The sequence below is a fragment of the Leclercia sp. S52 genome (assembly GCF_039727615.1).
GTDB lineage: Bacteria > Pseudomonadota > Gammaproteobacteria > Enterobacterales > Enterobacteriaceae > Enterobacter > Enterobacter adecarboxylatus_B.
In genome coordinates, this window is sequence record NZ_CP152474.1 from 928,138 (window position 1) to 944,984 (window position 16,847).

General features: G+C 54.4%; 14 protein-coding genes, 1 tRNA gene and 1 pseudogene. 8 read left to right on the plus strand and 8 right to left on the minus strand.

Translation table 11 applies throughout. The features are described from left to right. Positions 1-97: 97 nt before the first annotated feature. The gene (gene pepD / locus AAHB66_RS04380; protein WP_347115325.1) at positions 98-1,555 is read right to left on the minus strand and encodes a cytosol nonspecific dipeptidase; all 1,458 of its coding nucleotides are present in this window, start codon (positions 1,553-1,555) and stop codon (positions 98-100) included. Positions 1,556-1,815: 260 nt separating this feature from the next. On the opposite strand from pepD, the gene gpt reads away from it, so the two are divergent. The 3 genes from gpt (at position 1,816) to crl (ending at position 4,077) form a co-directional block, all read left to right on the plus strand. Continuing rightward, the gene (gene gpt, locus AAHB66_RS04385) at positions 1,816-2,274 is read left to right on the plus strand and encodes a xanthine phosphoribosyltransferase (RefSeq protein ID WP_347115326.1); all 459 of its coding nucleotides are present in this window, start codon (positions 1,816-1,818) and stop codon (positions 2,272-2,274) included. 99 nt (positions 2,275-2,373) lie between these two features. After that, positions 2,374-3,618 (plus strand): esterase FrsA, encoded by a 1,245-nt coding sequence (frsA, locus tag AAHB66_RS04390; RefSeq protein ID WP_347115327.1) that lies wholly within the window; start codon positions 2,374-2,376, stop codon positions 3,616-3,618. Positions 3,619-3,675: 57 nt separating this feature from the next. Then, positions 3,676-4,077, plus strand: a complete 402-nt coding sequence (gene crl, locus AAHB66_RS04395; RefSeq protein WP_347115328.1) for a sigma factor-binding protein Crl — start codon at positions 3,676-3,678, stop codon at positions 4,075-4,077. Between the two features lie 68 nt (positions 4,078-4,145). Here the strand turns inward: crl and phoE are convergent, their stop codons facing one another. After that, positions 4,146-5,198: a phosphoporin PhoE gene (phoE, locus tag AAHB66_RS04400; RefSeq protein WP_347115329.1), complete on the minus strand. Its 1,053-nt coding sequence runs from the start codon at positions 5,196-5,198 to the stop codon at positions 4,146-4,148. A 304-nt stretch (positions 5,199-5,502) separates the two neighbouring features. Between phoE and proB the strand changes: the two genes are divergently transcribed. Then, positions 5,503-6,606 carry a glutamate 5-kinase gene (gene proB / locus AAHB66_RS04405; RefSeq protein WP_032616689.1) on the plus strand — a complete coding sequence of 368 codons (1,104 nt, stop codon included), beginning with the start codon at positions 5,503-5,505 and terminating at the stop codon, positions 6,604-6,606. A 10-nt stretch (positions 6,607-6,616) separates the two neighbouring features. Further along, entirely contained in the window at positions 6,617-7,870 is a 1,254-nt protein-coding gene (gene proA, locus AAHB66_RS04410) for a glutamate-5-semialdehyde dehydrogenase (RefSeq protein WP_347115330.1), read from the plus strand. A gap of 31 nt (positions 7,871-7,901) precedes the next feature. Here proA and AAHB66_RS04415 read toward each other — a convergent pair whose 3' ends face one another. Then, positions 7,902-10,535, minus strand: coding sequence for an EAL domain-containing protein (locus AAHB66_RS04415; RefSeq protein ID WP_347115331.1), 2,634 nt, complete (start codon positions 10,533-10,535; stop codon positions 7,902-7,904). Positions 10,536-10,851: 316 nt separating this feature from the next. On the opposite strand from AAHB66_RS04415, the gene AAHB66_RS04420 reads away from it, so the two are divergent. Next, positions 10,852-10,927, plus strand: a tRNA-Thr gene (locus AAHB66_RS04420). Between the two features lie 50 nt (positions 10,928-10,977). On the opposite strand, the gene AAHB66_RS04425 is transcribed toward AAHB66_RS04420, so the two are convergent. Together AAHB66_RS04425 and AAHB66_RS04430 are read right to left on the minus strand one after the other, a co-directional pair. After that, positions 10,978-11,307, minus strand: a complete 330-nt coding sequence (locus AAHB66_RS04425; protein ID WP_347115332.1) for a helix-turn-helix domain-containing protein — start codon at positions 11,305-11,307, stop codon at positions 10,978-10,980. A gap of 57 nt (positions 11,308-11,364) precedes the next feature. Then, positions 11,365-11,616 (minus strand): DUF1471 domain-containing protein, encoded by a 252-nt coding sequence (locus AAHB66_RS04430; RefSeq protein ID WP_347115333.1) that lies wholly within the window; start codon positions 11,614-11,616, stop codon positions 11,365-11,367. A gap of 211 nt (positions 11,617-11,827) precedes the next feature. Between AAHB66_RS04430 and AAHB66_RS04435 the strand changes: the two are divergent. Next, a pseudogene (locus AAHB66_RS04435) lies at positions 11,828-12,722 on the plus strand (LysR family transcriptional regulator). 34 nt (positions 12,723-12,756) lie between these two features. On the opposite strand, the gene AAHB66_RS04440 reads toward AAHB66_RS04435, so the two are convergent. Together AAHB66_RS04440 and AAHB66_RS04445 are read right to left on the minus strand one after the other, a co-directional pair. After that, complete coding sequence (locus AAHB66_RS04440; protein ID WP_347115334.1) at positions 12,757-13,746, minus strand: aldo/keto reductase; 990 nt, start codon at positions 13,744-13,746, stop codon at positions 12,757-12,759. A gap of 26 nt (positions 13,747-13,772) precedes the next feature. Further along, complete coding sequence (locus AAHB66_RS04445; RefSeq protein ID WP_347116420.1) at positions 13,773-14,624, minus strand: aldo/keto reductase; 852 nt, start codon at positions 14,622-14,624, stop codon at positions 13,773-13,775. Positions 14,625-14,914: 290 nt separating this feature from the next. Between AAHB66_RS04445 and AAHB66_RS04450 the strand changes: the two genes are divergently transcribed. Next, entirely contained in the window at positions 14,915-15,595 is a 681-nt protein-coding gene (locus AAHB66_RS04450; protein ID WP_347115335.1) for a hypothetical protein, read from the plus strand. Positions 15,596-15,765: 170 nt separating this feature from the next. Here the strand turns inward: AAHB66_RS04450 and AAHB66_RS04455 are convergent, their stop codons facing one another. Next, complete coding sequence (locus AAHB66_RS04455) at positions 15,766-16,830, minus strand: alpha/beta fold hydrolase (protein ID WP_347115336.1); 1,065 nt, start codon at positions 16,828-16,830, stop codon at positions 15,766-15,768. Positions 16,831-16,847: the final 17 nt, after the last annotated feature.

A 16,847-nucleotide genomic window follows, 5' to 3' on the forward strand; every position in this document is an offset into this window, starting at 1 on the left:
CGAACTACTGCCCGGTGGCGCTCACGCTTACCGGGCCTACAAAAGGCGCATGCCCCGTAGGCCCGGCAAACGCAGTGCCGCCGGGCAACAAGGCTGATTACTTCGTCGGGATCGCTTTCAGCAGTTCGGTCAGCAGGGTCCAGTAATGGCCCACGCTTTCGATATGAACCTGCTCATCCGGAGAGTGAGGACCGGTAATGGTTGGCCCGATGGAAACCATATCCATATCCGGGTACGGTTTCTTGAACAGACCGCACTCCAGACCGGCGTGGATCACCTGAATGTTCGGCGTGCTGTTGAACAGACGCTGATAGGTTTCACGCACCAGCGCCATCACCGGTGAACTCGCATCCGGCTGCCAGCCCGGGTAGCTACCCTTGGCAACGGTTTGCGCGCCGGACAGTTTGCCCAGAGATTCCAGCATGCTCACCACGTAATCTTTACCGCTGTCGATCAGGGAGCGGATCAGGCAGATGATCTCTGCGCTGTCGTCAGCCATGGTCACCACGCCGACGTTCAGGGAGGTTTCCACCACGCCTTTCGCCACGTCAGAGTTGCGGATCACACCGTTAGGGGTTGCGTTCAGCAGCTGAACAAAGCGGTCGCGGGACTGTTCGGTCAGCGCGGCTTTATCCGTCGTGACGGCTTCCAGCACTACGGTCAGATTCTTCTCTTTCGCTTCCAGCTCGTTTTTCAGGATATCCAGATAGACGGTGGAGAGCTTTTTCAGCGCATCGGCTTTGTCTGCGGCAACGGCCACGGTGGCGAAGGCTTCACGCGGGATCGCGTTACGCAGCGTACCGCCGTTGAAGTCCACCAGACGCAGATCCAGCTCGGCAGCATGGCCGGCCAGGAAACGGGCCAGCAGCTTGTTGGCATTGCCTAACCCCAGGTGAATATCACCGCCGGAGTGGCCGCCTTTCAGCCCTTTCAGCGTCAGCTTGAAGGTCTGGAAGCCCGCCGGAATCGCTTCACGGGTCAGCGGCAGGGTGGAGATAAAGTCGATACCGCCCGCGCAACCCATGTAGATTTCGCCTTCCTCTTCGGAATCGGTATTGATCAGAATATCCGCCTGCAGCCAGTTCGCCTGCAGACCGAAGGCGCCATCCATACCGGCTTCTTCGGTCATGGTCAGCAGCACTTCCAGCGGACCATGCTCAACGCGATCGTCGGCCAGCACCGCCAGCGCAGAGGCCATACCGATGCCGTTGTCCGCACCCAGGGTGGTGCCGCGGGCTTTGATCCACTCGCCGTCGATGTACGGCTGAATCGGATCTTTGGTGAAGTCGTGTACGGTGTCGTTGTTCTTCTGCGGAACCATGTCCAGGTGCGCCTGCAGCACAACCGGTTTACGGTTTTCCATCCCGGCGGTGGCAGGTTTACGGATCAGAATGTTGCCAACCTGGTCGCGTTCGGCGTGCAGCCCTTTTTCCTTCGCCCAGCCCATGATGTGTTCGGCAAGCTGTTCTTCGTGATAGGACGGGTGAGGAATGGAGCAGATTTTGGCAAAAATATCCCACAGCGGTTGTGGCGATAACTGAGACAGTTCAGACACAGTAAGTCTCCTTGTCGATGGCCGGCAGACAATGTTGCAGGTCACGGGGTTAGCAGGTTTAGAGTTACCACAAGTCAGACTTGCGAGGTGGGTTCGAGAATACCACTTTCTCTGGCGGCTGGTAGGGGTAAGCAAGTAAAAACTCCGGGCGGAACCGCTTAGCACTGGTTTTTAGTGCTTCAGATCTCTATAATCTCGCGCAACCATTTTCCCCCTCGAACACTTTTTAAGCCGTATATAAACAGGCTGGGACAATTCACATGAGCGAAAAATACATCGTCACCTGGGACATGTTGCAGATTCATGCACGTAAACTGGCTGCACGCCTGATGCCATCTGAACAGTGGAAAGGCATCATCGCTGTTAGCCGCGGTGGCCTGGTACCGGGGGCATTGCTGGCACGTGAGCTGGGTATTCGTCATGTCGATACCGTGTGCATCTCCAGCTACGACCACGACAACCAGCGTGAGCTGACCGTGCTGAAACGCGCTGAAGGCGATGGTGAAGGTTTCATCGTGATTGACGATCTGGTTGATACCGGCGGTACGGCGGTTGCCATCCGCGAAATGTATCCAAAAGCGCATTTCGTGACCATCTTCGCCAAGCCGGCGGGTAAACCACTGGTTGACGATTATGTGATTGATATCCCTCAGGATACCTGGATCGAACAGCCATGGGATATGGGCGTAGCATTCATCCCGCCTATTTCAGGTCGCTAATCCATACATTTTTAACGCCCGGTGATGCCGGGCGTTATTTTTTTCGCCCCTGTCGCGTTACAATGATGCCCTCTGACGTATCTTAAGAGGCAGCGCGCAATGTCCCAGGCGAATCTCAGCGAAATTCTCTTCAAGCCCAAATTCAAACATCCGGAAACCTCGACGCTGGTTCGTCGCTTTAACAGTGGCGTACAACCGTCAGTGCAATCGGCGCTGGATGGCAAAAACATCCCGCACTGGTATCGCATGGTTAACCGTCTGATGTGGATCTGGCGCGGCATCGATCCCCGTGAAATTCTGGATGTGCAGGCGCGTATCGTGATGAGCCAGGCCGAACGGACCGACGACGATCTGTACGACACGGTGGTGGGCTATCGCGGCGGCAACTGGATCTACGAGTGGGCAAAACAGGCGATGATCTGGCAGCAAAAGGCGAGCCAGGAAGAGGATCCCCTGTTAAGCGGCAAGCACTGGCTGCATGCCTGTAACCTCTACAGTATCGCGGCTTACCCGCATCTGAAAGGCGACGAACTGGCGGAGCAGGCGCAAGCCCTGGCGAACCGCGCCTACCAGGAAGCGGCCCAGCATCTGCCGGGCCAGATGCGCGAACTCACCTTTACCGTTCCCGGCGGCCCGGCGGTGACCGGTTTTCTGCATATGCCCCCTGGCGATGGCCCCTTCCCGACGGTGATGATGTGCGGCGGCCTCGACTCGCTGCAAACCGATTACTACAGCCTCTATGAGCGCTACTTAGCCCCGAAAGGGCTGGCGATGCTGACCCTCGACATGCCGTCGATCGGCTTCTCGTCCAAATGGAAACTGACCCAGGATTCCAGCTTGCTCCACCAGCATGCCCTGAAAGCGCTGGAACAGAATCCGTGGGTGGACCATACCCGGGTGGCGGCGTTTGGCTTCCGCTTTGGCGCTAACGTCGCCGTGCGTCTGGCCTATCTGGAATCCTCACGCCTGAAAGCGGTGGCCTGTCTGGGACCGGTGGTGCATGCGCTGTTAAGCGAACCTGCGCGCCAGGGCAACGTGCCGGAAATGTACCTTGACGTGCTGGCCAGTAGCCTCGGCATGCATGATGCTTCCGACGAGGCGCTGCGCGTGGAGCTTAATCGCTACTCGCTGAAAACTCAGGGATTACTGGGCCGCCGCTGCCCGACGCCGATGCTCTCTGGCTTCTGGAAAAACGATCCCTTCAGCCCGGAGGAGGAGTCCCGCTTAATCACCTCGTCATCTGTCGACGGTAAGCTGCTGGAGGTGCCGTTCAGCCCGGTGTATGAGAATTTCGACAAGGCATTGCAGCAGATTACGCGTTGGATCCATCAGAGATTGTGTTAAGAGATTGCTAATTTCTTAAGGTTTGGTACAACAGTGGCTTCATTAAAGGAGATCGCAATGACGTTACCGAGTGGACATCCGAAAAGTAGAATGATCAAGAAGTTTATGGCTCTTGGCCCCTACATCCGCGAAGAGCAGTGCGAAGAGAATCGCTTTTTTTTCGACTGCCTGGCCGTGTGCGTTAACGTAAAGCCAGCGCCGGAAAAGCGCGAATTCTGGGGATGGTGGATGGAAATGGAAGCCGAAGCATCACGCTTCACCTATAGCTACCAGTTTGGCCTGTTCGATAAAGACGGTCACTGGCAGGCGGTGGCGATTAAGGATCCTGAAGTGGTCCAGCGCCTGGAGCATACCCTGCGTGAATTCCACGAGAAGGCCCGTGCGTTGCTGACGACGTTCGATCTGAAACTCGAGCCTGCTGATGATTTCACCAACGAGCCGGTAAAGCTGACCGCTTAACGTCCGACGTGAAAAACAGACAATAAAAAAACCCGGCCATCCAGCGCCGGGTTTTTTATTTTGCTCAATCAGAACTGGTAGGTCATACCGAGAGCAACGATATCATCGCTGCTCACGCCCAGTTTATTATCGTCGTCAATCTGGTTGATTTTATAATCAACAAACGCGGACATATTTTTGTTGAAATAGTAGGTCGCGCCAACGTCGATATATTTCACGATATCTTCATCACCGATGCCTTCAATATCCTTGCCTTTAGACTGGACATAACCCAGGGACGGGCGAAGACCAAAGTCAAACTGATATTGCGCCACGGCTTCGAAGTTCTGTGCTTTATTCGCAAAGCCGCCGGAGATTGGCGTCATATTGCGCGTTTCGGTGTACATGGTTGCCAGGTAAAGGTTGTTGGCGTCATATTTCAGACCGGTGCCCCAGGCTTCCGCTTTTTCACCTTCGCCACGTGCCAGCAGGTTCTGGGCGTTGGTGCGGTCAGAGTTGGTGTAGGCACCGCTGATGGCGAAGTCGCTGCCGCCGAAATCATAGGTCAGAGAGGTACCGAAACCGTCGCCGTTCTGTTTCTTCGCTTCGCGGCCTTCGTTTTTACCCTGATATTGCAGGGTCAGGTCCAGGCCATCGATGGCGCCGAAGAAGTCGGAATTACGGTAGGTTGCCAGGCCGCTGGCGCGTTTGGTCATGAAGTTGTCGGTCTGCGCGGAAGAGTCACCGCCGAATTCCGGGAACATATCGGTCCAGGCTTCAACGTCGTACAGCGCGCCGAGGTTACGACCGTAGTCGAATGAACCGAAGTCTTTCAGCTTAATACCGGCAAAAGCCAGACGGGTTTTCTGCGTCGCGTCGCTTTCGGCTTTGTTACCGGAGAATTCAGCTTCCCAACGGCCATAGCCGGTCAGCTGTTCGTTAATCTGAGTTTCGCCTTTAAAGCCGAAACGCACATAAGTCTGGTCACCATCTTTGGCATCATCATCGCTGAGATAATGCATGGCTTTTACTTTTCCGTACACGTCCAGTTTATTGCCGTTTTTATTAAATACTTCGGCTGCCTGTACAGATGAAGTTGCTACAACGCCCATTACCACTAATGCCAGAGTACTCTTTTTCATTTTCAATCCTGGTTTCTTATAAACGCGCTAATATTCGCTGAACAGTCAGCTCATGCTTATGTTCCGTGAAAAAACAGGAAGGGTTTTAACTTTATGAAATGAACGTTTTATGACAATTCCAGAATAAGTTTAAAAAAGCGTGTTTTTTTATTTCAGTAATAAAAGTGTCAAAGTTTGCCGCTACGCTTCCTGATCCCGCGCAACAAAGTCGCGGCCTTTGTGTTAAGGCGGTTGGCAACGGGCCCCAGTCCTGATAAAAAGTCTGATTGATATCATTTCCCCTATTGTTGAACGGCAGAGAATCATGAGTGACAGCCAGACGCTGGTGGTAAAACTCGGTACCAGTGTGTTAACAGGCGGATCGCGCCGCCTTAATCGCGCCCACATTGTCGAACTGGTCCGCCAGTGCGCACAGCTGCATGCCGCAGGGCACCGTATTGTAATTGTGACCTCCGGGGCGATTGCCGCCGGACGTGAGCACCTGGGCTACCCCGAGCTCCCCGCCACCATCGCCTCCAAGCAGCTGCTGGCGGCGGTGGGGCAGAGCCGCCTGATTCAACTCTGGGAACAGCTGTTCTCTATATACGGCATCCACGTCGGGCAGATGCTGCTGACCCGCGCCGATATGGAAGACCGCGAGCGTTTCCTCAACGCCCGCGATACCCTGCGCGCGCTGCTGGATAACAACATCGTGCCGGTCATTAACGAGAACGATGCGGTCGCCACCGCCGAAATTAAGGTTGGCGACAACGATAACCTCTCGGCGCTGGCCGCGATTCTGGCGGGCGCCGATAAGCTGCTGCTGCTCACCGATCAACAGGGGCTGTTTACCGCTGACCCGCGCACCAACCCGCAGGCTGAACTGATCACCGATGTAAAAGGCATCGACGATGCGCTGCGCGCCATTGCAGGCGACAGCGTGTCGGGCCTTGGCACCGGCGGGATGGGCACCAAGCTGCAGGCCGCCGACGTGGCGTGCCGGGCGGGTATCGACACTATTATCGCCGCCGGCAGCCGTCCGGGCGTGATTGGCGATGTGATGGAAGGCATTTCGGTTGGAACCCGTTTCCACGCCGAAGCCACGCCGCTGGAGAACCGCAAACGCTGGATTTTCGGCGCACCGCCTGCCGGGGAGATAACCGTTGACGAAGGTGCCACCGCCGCGATTCTGGAACGAGGCAGCTCATTGCTTCCAAAAGGAATTAAAAACGTGACAGGCAACTTCTCCCGTGGTGAAGTGATCCGTATCTGTAATCTGGAAGGGCGCGACATTGCCCACGGCGTCTGCCGCTACAACAGCGACGCGCTGCGCCGTATTGCAGGCCACCATTCACAGCAGATCGATGCCATTCTCGGCTATGAGTATGGCCCGGTTGCTGTCCATCGCGACGATATGATCACCCGTTAAGGAGCAGGACATGCTGGAACAAATGGGCGCCGCTGCCAAAGCCGCCTCGTACAAACTGGCGCTCCTTTCCAGCCGCGAGAAAAACCGCGTGCTGGAAAAAATCGCAGAGTATCTGGAAGCCCAGTCTCACGAGATTTTGCTCGCCAACGAGCAGGATCTGCTGGAAGCCCGCCGCAACGGCCTGAGCGAGGCGATGCTCGATCGCCTGGCCTTAAACCCCGCGCGCCTGAAAAGCATTGCCGACGACGTGCGTCAGGTGTGCAGCCTGGCCGATCCGGTCGGGCAGGTGATCGACGGTGGACTGCTGGACAGCGGCCTGCGCATTGAACGTCGCCGCGTGCCGCTGGGTGTGATCGGGGTGATCTACGAAGCGCGCCCGAACGTGACCGTTGATGTCGCCTCCCTGTGCCTGAAAACCGGCAACGCCGCGATCCTGCGCGGCGGGAAAGAGACCTGGCGCACCAACGCCGCCACGGTGAAAGTGATCCAGCAGGCGCTGGAAGAGTGCGGCCTGCCCGCCGGTGCGGTACAGGCAATTGAAAGCCCGGATCGTGCGCTGGTTAACGAGATGCTGCGGATGGACAAATACATCGACATGCTGATCCCGCGCGGCGGGGCAGGGCTGCACAAACTGTGCCGCGAGCAGTCGACGATCCCGGTGATCACCGGCGGCATCGGCGTATGCCATATCGTTGTCGATGAGACTGCCGAGATCGAACCGGCCCTGAAGATCATCGTCAACGCCAAAACCCAGCGCCCGAGTACCTGTAACACCGTGGAGACGCTGCTGGTGCATCAGGCTATCGCTGACCGCTTCCTGCCTGCCTTAAGCCAGCAGATGGCACAAAGCGGCGTCACCCTGCACGCCGATACCCATGCGCTGACTCAGCTGAAAGACGGCCCGGCGAAGGTTGAGGAAGTGAAAGCAGAACAGTACGACGACGAGTTCCTGTCGCTGGATCTGAATGTGAAAGTGGTTGCCGACCTGGACGACGCCATCGCCCATATTCGCGCCCATGGTACCCAGCACTCGGACGCGATCCTTACCCGCACCCTGAGCAACGCCAACCGCTTTGTGAACGAAGTGGATTCGTCTGCCGTGTATGTGAACGCCTCCACTCGCTTCACCGACGGCGGCCAGTTTGGCCTCGGCGCAGAAGTGGCGGTCAGCACCCAGAAGCTGCACGCGCGCGGCCCGATGGGGCTGGAAGCGCTGACCACCTACAAGTGGGTCGGCTTTGGTGACGATACCATCCGGGCATAATCCCCTACGCGGGCGGCCTCTGCTGCCCGCGCTATCCTTGTGAATTCTGCTCTATCCGTTCCTGCGCCGCCGAGTCCAGGGCGGCGATTTGCTCCTGCAATGCCGCCAGGCTGAGCGGCCTGCTGATTAAATAACCCTGGGTTTCATCGCACTTCATCATCATCAGCTTCTGCAGCTGCCCTTCGGTTTCCACCCCTTCAGCCGTAATAGTCAGCGAGAAGGCTTTGCCCAGGCCGATAATATTCTCGACGATGGTATTGGCGCTGTCGCTTTCCGGCATGCCGTCGATAAAGGATTTATCCAGCTTGATGCCATCGAACGGGAAATTGCGCAGATAGCTCAGGGAAGAGTAGCCGGTGCCGAAATCGTCCATCAGCAGCTTCACGCCCAGTTTCTTCAGTGCCAGCATGATTTCGAGGCTGTTTTCCGGGTTCCAAAGGGTGGCATTTTCGGTAATTTCGATCTCCAGCCGGGCCGGATCTAACTGCGACGCCTGCAGTGCATCCCTGATGCGGTCCACTACCTGCCAGGACTGGAACTCGACGGCAGAGATATTCACCGAGACAGAGAGGCCGTGCAGCGTCTGCTGCGCGTCCCGACAGGCGGTTTTCAGCACCCAGTCGCTGAGCGGAATAATCAGCCCGGTCTCTTCGGCCAGCGAAATAAACTGATCCGGCATGATCAGGCCAAGCTCGGGGTGATCCCAGCGGATGAGCGCCTCCACGGCGATGATCCGCGACGAGTCATGGCCGTAGCGCGGCTGGTAGACCAGACGGAACTGCTCTTTTTTGATCCCATCGCGCAGGCTCTCTTCCATCTCCCGACGCTGTACCATCTGCTCGGCCATTTCAGGCATATAGAACACCCATCTGTTGCGCCCGGTGCTTTTGGCTTTGTACAGCGCGATGTCCGAGAAGCGCAGGAGCTCGCCCGCGTCGACGGCATCATGCGGCGCCATGGCGATCCCGATGCTGGCCCCGATCACGATCTCATTCCCGTTGATCATGAAGGGGCGCGTCAGCTCAGCAATAATGCGTTCGCACAGGGTATCAATGTAGCGGCGGTCATGAATGTCGGAGATCACCAGAATAAACTCGTCGCCGCCCTGGCGCGCTACCAGATCGTAATCGCGGATACAGTGCCGGAGCCTGGCTGAGACCTCATGCAGCACGGTATCCCCGGCGCCGTGACCGAACAGATCGTTGACCGGCTTAAACTTATCGAGATCGAGGCTGAGCATCGCCAGCGGATGCGCCTGGGTGGGCTGCGCCTGTAGCTTGCCTTCCAGAAACTCGCGCATCCGCACCCGGTTGGGCAGCCCGGTGAGTTCATCGTGGCGGGAGAGATACTCCACCCGCGCCTGGGCCTCGACCTCCAGGGTGACATCCGTGGCGGTGCCGCGGTAGCCGGTGATTCCCTCCGGGGTGATCACCGGTTTGATCGCAATATGGCAGTAGCGCTGGTGGCCCATCGCGGAGAGATAGCGGCAGTGCAGCAGGCGGCGATGGCCCGTCTGGCCTGGCTGGGTGATCCACTCCGCCAGCGACTGATTGTCTGCGGCCATAAAATCGCTGAGCGAGCGACCGATCCAGGCCGATATGCTGTGCCCGGTAATGCCGGGAAAACGCTCGGAAAGCCAGGTAAAACGCAGCTCTGGATCGGTCTCCCAGATCCAGTCCGTGGTGGCCTCGGCGACGTCACGAAAACGGCGTTCGCTGGCGGTGAGCGCAAGACGGTTCTGCGCCAGCAGGTAGGTGTTTTCATCATACATCCGCGCCTTTTTCAGCGCGTTGCGCCCCAGCATCAGACCGGGGATCGCGGTAAAGAGCGCCAGCAGGACCAGCAGCGGCAGGATATAGCGCAGCAGCTCCCGTCCCGGGTTCTCGCTTTTCCACTCAAACGTGATTTGCTGGCCATCAATGGGGAGCGTTGCCACCCCGCGTCGCCCTGCCAGCTTCGGGGCACCCTTGTGCTGCACGCGGGTCTGGGCGATGCCGTACTCTTCCCCCAGCGCGACGAGCTTACGGTCATCCAGCACATCAACAAAGACCAGCACCGAGGCCGGGCCGGGAGCCACCTGGATACTCGAGTCGTCACCCGTTGTGATACGTGCCGCGGCCACCAGCGCCGGATGGCCGTCCTTCATCACCACCGTACTGGACAGAGGGATAGCGTCCGGTTTGTTTATTTTCTGAATCAACTCGGGCAGGGGGTCGTCTCCCAGCCAGGATTGCAGAGAGGCTTTCACCAGCTTGCCGTCAATTACGCTGTAACGGGTCTGCCCGCTGCCGTCCAGCACGAACACCCCTTCGTACTCAAAATCGCGCCACAGCGTGCCACCCATATTCTGCCGGGTATAGGCCCAGTCGGTATCGACCCTCGGATGAAGATGCTGGTAGGCTTCGCCCCACCAGGCATAGTCTTTGATATGGGTGGTGAGCGTATCCACGCGGTTATGGATCGCCTTTTCCAGCAGCATGGTGCTGTGCTTATCGCTGTCCTGATTGATGTTTTGCACGATCGTCAGCAGCGCGATAATGGCGATGATAAACAGCCCTGACAGCATGGCAACCATCAGTAGCAGGGCACGTTTGACAAAGGTCGCCGTTCTTTTCGGCTCCAGATCCGTACCGGATATGTCATCGGTGACAAAAAATTTATGCATTATTGACCCACTCTCTCAGGCATTTCTGTGTTCCGATCTAATGAATATCGACCTGTTCTGGCGGGGCTTGATTTCAAAAAGGTAAATTTGAAGATAGCCGATCGTGAAGGGAAGAAGTGAGACGTGGTCGCTGGCGTGGGCAAATTGCCGCAAAATATGACGAGTATGCGTTATGGAAGAACGAAAGATGGGGGTTAACCCTTTATTGTTTATGGTTTTTGCGCGTGTTGCTGCAAAAATCAACGACTAAAAGGTGAGGGGTTGACGGGGTGGACGCTTTTTCTTACCCTTTTACACCGTAATCTCTCTCCTGAAAGCCGATATAGCTCAGTTGGTAGAGCAGCGCATTCGTAATGCGAAGGTCGTAGGTTCGACTCCTATTATCGGCACCATTTCTGACGCATTTTAGATGCAACGAAATCACCCCCATCTATCCCAACTTTTATCGCTTAACATTTCGATACCGTAACGGCGGCAATTGATAGTAATTCAAAAATACCCGGGTAAACGTCTGTTGCGAGTCAAACCCGTATTTATACGCGATATCCATAATCGACTCATTGGTCTCAACAAGATCCTTTGCTGCCAGCCTCAGTTTTTTATCGCGAATATATTTCCCCAGACTGACCTCTTTAGCCTGAACAAACAGCCGCTGAAGATGCCATTTTGAATAGCCCGCCCGGGCGGCAACATCCTCGATCCTCAGCGGCTTATGCAAGTTTGAATCAATCCACAGCGTTATCTCATTGATGATGTCTTTTGTTCTAAACATAATTTGCCGCCCATTATGAAAGGTTGATGACACCATCCCGCTCAGGACAATAACGGTTTACTGATAGATTTCAGCTACGCCATGCAGACGATTCTTGCCGGTGGCAGAGAGTATTTTGTAGGCGCTGGCCCCTTTTTCATCCGCCTTGCGTGAGAGTTCATCGGCTAAATTATCCAGGGTATAAGCATTGCTGGCGGAGACAACGCCTATTTTCTCTTTTCCATCAGCATGGCTTATTTGTTGAGCAGCCGATGCGGTATTCGCCGTCATGAACCCCATGAAAAGGACTGTCACAAGTGTTGCTTTCATGTTGTTTACCTCTTTAAATAACTGTCTGCATCAGGTTGTTTCTGCCATGGAACCTTTTCCATGACCTTATCCGGTAATATACCGATCCGAACTGTCAGCAGACTGACGGCGATATGACAGCAGTGTCAGCAACGGCGCTAAAATGAAGAGGTCTGTGAAGACCCTTAGTGAATACGCGTTGAGGGGAAACGACTGAACAAGGAAACCGCTCATGCTCAAAGAAAATTTCAACGAACTGCAAATCTTTCTTGTGGTGGCAAGGGAGCGAAGTTTTACCAAAGCAGCGGGAAAACTGGGCGTTTCTCAGTCTGCACTCAGCCACGCGATGAAGGCCCTGGAGGAAAGGCTGAATATCCGCCTTCTGACCCGCACGACCCGAAGCGTTGCCCCTACTGAGGCCGGTGAGAGAATTATTGCCTGCCTTGAACCGCGTATTGCGGATCTTGAGCAGGAGCTGGAATCGCTGGTTCAACTGAACGGCACCGCCTCCGGCAATATTCGTTTATCTGCCGGAGAGCATGCCGCGCGAAGTCTGGTATGGCCGAAGTTGAAACCCTTCCTCAGGGAATACCCGGAAATCAATCTCGAACTGGTGGTGGATAACGGCTTTGTCGATATTGTTGAGGGGCGTTTTGATGCCGGGATCCGCTTGGGCGAAAGCGTGGATAAGGACATGATTGCGGTAAGAATTGGGCCGGACATGAGAATGGCTGTGGTGGGAGCACCGTCTTATTTCGCTGCAAACCCTGCACCTGAAACGCCGCACGAGTTACAAAATCACCGGTGTATCAATATGCGCCTGCCGACAGCCGGTGGGCTTTACCACTGGGAGTTTGAGAAGGAAGGGAAGCCGTTGCGGGTCAGAGTGGAGGGGCAGGTAACCTTTAATCTGCAGGCGGAAAGGATTGATGCTGCTTTATCCGGTTTTGGTATCGCCTGTATACCTGAAGACAGAGTGCAGGATTATATAAAGTCAGGAGAGCTTATTCAGGTTTTGCAGGACTGGTGCCCATCTTTCCCCGGATATTACCTCTACTACCCGAGCCGCAAGCAGCATCCCCCCCGCTTTTGCGCTGATGATCGATGCACTTCGCTATCAGGAATAACGGGTCCGCCAATCTCAGCGGACCCGTCCGGGTATTAACGGCCTACGCGGGCCTGGTGCTCAGGAGAGTAACGTTCGCCGACGACTTTAATCGTCTCAAGCGCCTGGGTTATCTGCCGTGAGTCATCCTGCGACAGAATGATATCGGCGGCCCCCAGGTTTTCTTCCAGCCGGTGCAGTTTGGTGGTTCCAGGGATAGGCACAATCCACGGCTTTTGTGCCAGCAGCCATGCCAGCGCGATTTGTGCAGACGTCACGCCTTTCTCTGCCGCCAGTTCACCCAGCAATGAGACCAGCTTTTCATTGGCTTCAATCGCCTGCTCGGCGAAACGCGGCACGGTGCTGCGGTAATCATCCTTCCCAAAAGTGGTTCCTGGCTTAATCGAGCCCGTCAGGAAGCCCTTGCCTAATGGGCTGAAGGGCACAAAACCAATGCCCAGTTCTTCCAGCAACGGCAGGATCTCCCGCTCAGGCTCGCGCCACCACATGGAGTATTCGCTTTGCAGCGCAGTGACCGGTTGTATGGCATGCGCACGACGAATGGTTTGCGCGCCCGCTTCGGACAGACCGAAATGTTTAACTTTGCCTTCAGCGATAAGGTCCTTCACCGTTCCCGCAACGTCTTCAATCGGGACATCCGGATCGACACGGTGTTGATATAGCAGGTCAATAACATCAGTCTTGAGGCGGCGTAATGATCCTTCCACCGCGTCACGGATATGCTCCGGACGGCTGTTTAAAATCTGCTGCTTGTTGTCGCCGCCAAAAGTAAAACCAAACTTGGTGGCGATGACCACGCGGTCACGGAATGGTTTTAAGGCTTCGCCAACAACTTCTTCATTAAGGAAGGGGCCATACACTTCAGCGGTATCGAAGAAGGTGACGCCACGTTCAACCGCTGCGCGAATGAGCTCGATAGCCTGTCTGGTATCGGTCGCCGGGCCGTAGCCGTGGCTTAAGCCCATGCAACCGAGCCCAAGCGCGGAGACTTCGAGTCGGGATTTACCCAGATAACGTTTTTGCATTGAATGAATACCTCTTTTATCGCGACTTAAACATCAAGTTTGCGGCCGGCCAACCATTCAACTCTGGCAGGATCGCGGTGGGAGAAGAAAGCGCTGGTGGCGGTATCAATAGCGGTAATCTGCAGCATATCCTCAGCGCTGAGTTCGAAATCAAGAATGTTGATGTTCTCTGCCATGCGTTCTTTGCGCACTGTTTTTGCCAGCGAAACGATGCCTCGCTGGAAGATCCAACGCAGCACAACCTGGCCCACGCTTTTGCCGTACTTCTGACCAATTGCCGTTAACACGGGATGCTGGAACAGGCCATTTTTACCCTCAGCAAACGGTGCCCAGGCTTCCGGCTGAATGCCACGGCTTTGATTCCATGGAACGGCATGCAGCTGCTGGTTGAAGGGGTTAACTTCAATCTGGTTCACCGCAGGGGCAACTTTGTTGAAGGCGATAAGGTCGGCCAGTCGGTCAGGATGGAAATTGCTGACGCCAATGGCGCGAATTTTGCCTGCCTGTTGCAGTTCTTCCATAGCACGCCATGCCCCATGGACATCACCGTAAGGCTGATGAATCAGGTACAGGTCAACATAATCAAGTTGCAGCCGGTTCAGAGAACGTTCGAACTGTGCTTTAGCGCCTTCGTAATGGGTATCCTGTAGCCAAAGTTTGGTCGTTACAAAGAGTTCGTTACGGGCAATACCGGTTTGTTTCAGTGCGTTCCCGACCTGGGTTTCATTCTGGTAAGACGCTGCGGTATCGATCAGGCGGTATCCCGTATCGATCGCATCAATAACGGCTCTTTCGCATTCAGCAGCATCCGTCATCTGGAAGACACCAAAGCCCACCAAAGGCATTTCAATACCGTTGTTCAGTTTTACAGTTTGCATGACGTTATCCTTCAGCTGTTGTGTTGGAAAAGCATAACGCAAAGTGATTTATTCGATTAGATGGGGTAATTAGCTAGGGTTTATTAGATGTGCTCATTAATTTAGAGAGGATGAAGAGCGGTTTTGTGTCAGAAGCGGGCATGGTAATCCTCTGTTCGGATACCTAAATTCAGTAAACCACATAATTTCGAGTGCATCCCAAAGTATATTGGACAGAAAATAACCTCTTGTGATATATGGTTAAACGTTAGTCACCAAAAAAAGTTGACGGAGGGAAGTGATGCCGATGGGTGTTAAAAAAAGAACATAATGGACTGCCTGAAAGCTACTGCCATCGCGGCGATGAAGTGAAATCAGCTATAGTTAGAGATTATATTATTCAACCAGTGGCCCATCTGAAATTAATTCCGGGGCAGGTAAAGACAAGTTATTCCAAATACCCGCTAACGGACCAGTACTATTGTTTTGCTTTCCAGGGACGAATATACAAAGAACACTCAGGCGCTTTTTTCTGTGGAAAAGACGTCGCCAAAGATTTTATTCAACTGATCAATGGAACTGAGTTGCCTTTGTTTAACCCACTAAAATCTGAGAGTACTACAGGTGGGAGTAGTTCTGGTTCATCATCAGGTGGTTCCAGTGCAGGTATCAAACCAAATGCAGATAAGAGACTTTTTATAGATGCTGCAAGGTTGCTGATGATGTTATGGGACTCCACCAGTAAAGGCCAAACTCCATTAGCATATGTTCTAAACGAAGCCATCACTGACGGAATAGATAAACGCCCAGAGTTTAAGCATGTACTTAGCGTTAACACAATGCTGGGAAATACAAATAATACCCTGACAGGTTTACTCGCCGAGGCGAGAACTAAGTATCCCAATGTTTCATTCAGAGATTTTGATTTCTCACCTCTTAACGAAATCGTAAAACGCTCAAAGTACTACGATAAACATGTCCCGTGCTATTAAGCTTCCACATGTTGATCTGCCGGAAGAGCAATGAGCAAGTACATCAGTGTTCGCTCAAGGTCGAAAATCATGTTAAACGGTTTTTTGTCAACATGAGGCCAGTTAATTTTTTTGATAAAACTGATGTGTGTATTGAGCCTTCATCAATGAAGGCTCAATACTAGCTTTTCCTACTGCAGATCTTTTTCCTTCAGGAATTTACTCACCAAATCAGCAATCTGCACATTATTTAAATCAGAGAACGGGAAGTGGGTATTTCCTTTGATTCCCACTTCAGGCAGATGCGTCACAGTCACATCCCCGCCATGCTTGTTCACCACGTCACGCCACTCACGCGCCATCGCCAGTCTTACGCGCCAGCTGTCCTGCGCAGGCATGGCGACAGGTTTATCCGGTATGTTATCGCCGTAAATAATCAGAATCGGGATTTTGGTCAGTGCCATAAACTGCTCCATTGGCACAGGCTCACCCTTCAGCGTGTCGAACGCGCTTGGCATAGGGGCTGGGAGTTCTTTTTCCGGGAAGACAAAGCTGCTGCCAGGCTCAAAGGCGACAATGGCTTTGACCTTGTCATTTTTCATCGCCGTGTACCAGCCTGGTCCGCCACCCTGAGAGTGGGTGAAGAGGATAGCGGGGCCAGATTTATCCACTACTGCGGACATCGCATCAGAGATGACATTGATATCAAACGGCCCGGTATTTGGGGTCATCTGACGGAAATACTGGTTCAGTGCTTCTTTGTCGTGAGAGAACTGAACGCCCTTAAAATACTCTGGCCACACGCCAACGCGGAACTGATTGAACCACATCTGTTCATCCGGTTTAGGCGTAACAGTACCTTCTACAGTCGTACGTCCGGCGCTGCCCCGACGCGGCTGATCGACAAGATAAGTTGAGAACCCGCGACGCAGGAAGATGTTCTGGAACCCTTCGCGACCATCCGGGGTACTTTCCCAGGTACGGGAGAACTGACCTGCGCCGTGCAGCATGACGATAGGGTATTTATGCGGATTCTCCGGGATTTGGTAGAACACAGACGCATGATCGCCATGATAAGTTTGACCAGCAGAGTCCAGCGGCTTTTTCGCGTCAAAAGTCCCTGGTGCGGTGATGATAGTGCCACCCGCAGAAAAACTTCCCTGTTCCTGAATGACCAGTGGCTCGGCATATACCGACTGAGCCACCAGGCCACTCGCTATCACGCAGACGGACAGTGTTTTTAAAAGTGTTTTCAAAGGTATTTCCTCTTATT

Coding starts and splice junctions, on each gene's coding strand:
- gpt (WP_347115326.1), top strand. CDS start 1,816: ATGAGCGAAAAATACATCGTCACCTGGGACATGTTGCAGATTCATGCA.
- frsA (WP_347115327.1), top strand. CDS start 2,374: ATGTCCCAGGCGAATCTCAGCGAAATTCTCTTCAAGCCCAAATTCAAA.
- crl (WP_347115328.1), top strand. CDS start 3,676: ATGACGTTACCGAGTGGACATCCGAAAAGTAGAATGATCAAGAAGTTT.
- phoE (WP_347115329.1), bottom strand. CDS start 5,198: ATGAAAAAGAGTACTCTGGCATTAGTGGTAATGGGCGTTGTAGCAACT.
- proB (WP_032616689.1), top strand. CDS start 5,503: ATGAGTGACAGCCAGACGCTGGTGGTAAAACTCGGTACCAGTGTGTTA.
- proA (WP_347115330.1), top strand. CDS start 6,617: ATGCTGGAACAAATGGGCGCCGCTGCCAAAGCCGCCTCGTACAAACTG.
- AAHB66_RS04415 (WP_347115331.1), bottom strand. CDS start 10,535: ATGCATAAATTTTTTGTCACCGATGACATATCCGGTACGGATCTGGAG.
- AAHB66_RS04425 (WP_347115332.1), bottom strand. CDS start 11,307: ATGTTTAGAACAAAAGACATCATCAATGAGATAACGCTGTGGATTGAT.
- AAHB66_RS04430 (WP_347115333.1), bottom strand. CDS start 11,616: ATGAAAGCAACACTTGTGACAGTCCTTTTCATGGGGTTCATGACGGCG.
- AAHB66_RS04440 (WP_347115334.1), bottom strand. CDS start 13,746: ATGCAAAAACGTTATCTGGGTAAATCCCGACTCGAAGTCTCCGCGCTT.
- AAHB66_RS04445 (WP_347116420.1), bottom strand. CDS start 14,624: ATGCAAACTGTAAAACTGAACAACGGTATTGAAATGCCTTTGGTGGGC.